The sequence below is a fragment of the Glutamicibacter sp. V16R2B1 genome (genome assembly GCF_005774635.1).
Classification (GTDB): domain Bacteria; phylum Actinomycetota; class Actinomycetes; order Actinomycetales; family Micrococcaceae; genus Glutamicibacter; species Glutamicibacter creatinolyticus.
The window spans coordinates 1-1,848 of sequence record NZ_VATX01000069.1; the positions used below are offsets into that span (position 1 = coordinate 1).

Genomic DNA, 1,848 nt, shown 5'->3' on the forward strand with positions numbered 1-1,848 from the left:
GCAGAACCCGTGTACCAGACTGCCCGCCACAAGACGCCGGTATCGAGGTGCAGAGAACGCGCCAGTTCCTCCACACGTGCACGATTGCCGCTGCGCCACGTCGGATCCGGCCACGCGGGCCCCAGCGCTTCGATCACCATCCGATCTTTCGCGACTTCAGGAGAGCGGGCAGGAACCTCGAACCGGAAGGATCCGTCGGCATCTGCCACGAGGCGACCGCCCAGAGCCGCATGATGCGCGGCGACCCGGTTCAGCACGCGCAACAATGTGTCGCGCGTCATTCCGACTGGCACCACGAAAGTAGCCGCCTGCACCAACGTCGAAAATCCGGGCAAATCCACTTCCTTGTTGGCGATCGGCCACAACCTGGAGGATCGCAGATCCTCCAGGGGGGCGGTGTGCTCCGTTGCCAACTCCGCCTGGCGTGCATCAGAAAGACGAGCCAGCCCGGCCACCGTCCGCGTCGAGAACACGTCCGCGGCCGAGATGACGACACCCATACGCCGCATTCGGGATACCAACTGGATCGACAGAATGCTGTCCCCGCCCAGCTGGAAGAAGTCGTCCTCAACCGACAAACCCGCTCCGTCACTCAAACCCAGAAGATCGCGGACGGCGGCCAGGATATCCCGCTCCGTCGGCAGTCGCAGGTGCACGCCCGTCGGTGCCGGTGATCTCACTGAGATCGGGGACGGGCAATGCCTTCCGGTCGAGCTTTCCGTTGACCGTCGTTGCGAAGGAGTCAATTCGGGTGATCGTCGTGGGGATCATGTAGTCGGGGAGGTGCTGTGCGGCGTGGTCGCGGAGTGACCGGCGGAGTGCGTCGTCGCTGGTATCGATGCGGGCGGTGGTGACGTAGGCAGCGAGGAACTTCCCGCCGGAGGGATGGTCGGCCGCGATGACCTCGGCACGCACGACCTGCGGGTGCGCCTCCAGCACGTCACGAATCTCCCCGGGCTCGATCCGGTACCCGCGGATCTTGGTCTGCTCGTCGGCACGACCGAGGTAATCGATGCGCCCCTCGTCGTTCCACCGGGCCAGGTCGCCCGTGCGATACATCCGCACCCCCGGCTCCCACGGGCACGCCACGAACCGCTCGGCGGCGAGGGCGGACTGCTCCCAGTAGCCGCGCGCATTGCCCACGCCCGCGAGATACAGCTCACCTGGAACACCGGGCAGGGCAAACTGCAGGTTCTGATCCAGGATGTACGCCCGGGTGTTGAAGATCGGCGTGCCCACGCTCGGGTTCGGGCTGTCGGCGAGATCCGCGCCGAGCGCATTGATCGTGTACTCGGTCGGCCCGTACAGGTTGTACGACTCCACGCCCGGGGCATCTCGCAGCTGCTGCCACAGCCGCTCGGGCACCGCCTCACCGCCGAGCGACACGAACACCACGCCCGTCGCGTCTGCCGACACCGATCGACCCGCCGGCCGGTCACGCTCCAGCAAACCCTCGTCAACAAGCACCTGCCCGTACGAGGGAGTCACGTCGAAGCCATCGATGCGCTGATCGTCGTAGTACGCGAGCAGCTGCTGCGGATCCCGGCGCATCTCCTCGTTGATCACATACACCGAGTGGCCGTTGAGCAGCCAGAACAGCTGCTCCCACGACGCATCGAACGAGAACGACGTCGTATGCGCGATCCGCATCCGCCGCCCGCCCTGATGCGCCACCACACGGTCGAAGATCTTCTCCACATGGTTGGCATACATGTTCGTCAGGCCCCGGTAACCGCACCACGACACCCTTCGGACGGCCCGTCGAGCCCGACGTGAAGATGATGTACGCAAGATGATCCAGCGACACCTCCCCGCCGCGCTCGGCCACGGTGACCGGCCCATCCGCCA

2 protein-coding genes are annotated in these 1,848 nt (G+C 65.7%); both read right to left on the reverse strand.

Annotated features, from left to right (window positions below; genetic code table 11):
* Window positions 1-578 (reverse strand): phosphopantetheine-binding protein (locus tag FDN03_RS16995; protein ID WP_212743942.1); only part of this gene is annotated, 578 nt, incomplete at its 3' end.
* A 10-nt stretch (window positions 579-588) separates the two neighbouring features.
* Window positions 589-1,698, reverse strand: a complete 1,110-nt coding sequence (locus FDN03_RS17000) for an amino acid adenylation domain-containing protein (protein ID WP_283205499.1) — start codon at window positions 1,696-1,698, stop codon at window positions 589-591.
* Window positions 1,699-1,848 lie beyond the last annotated feature (150 nt).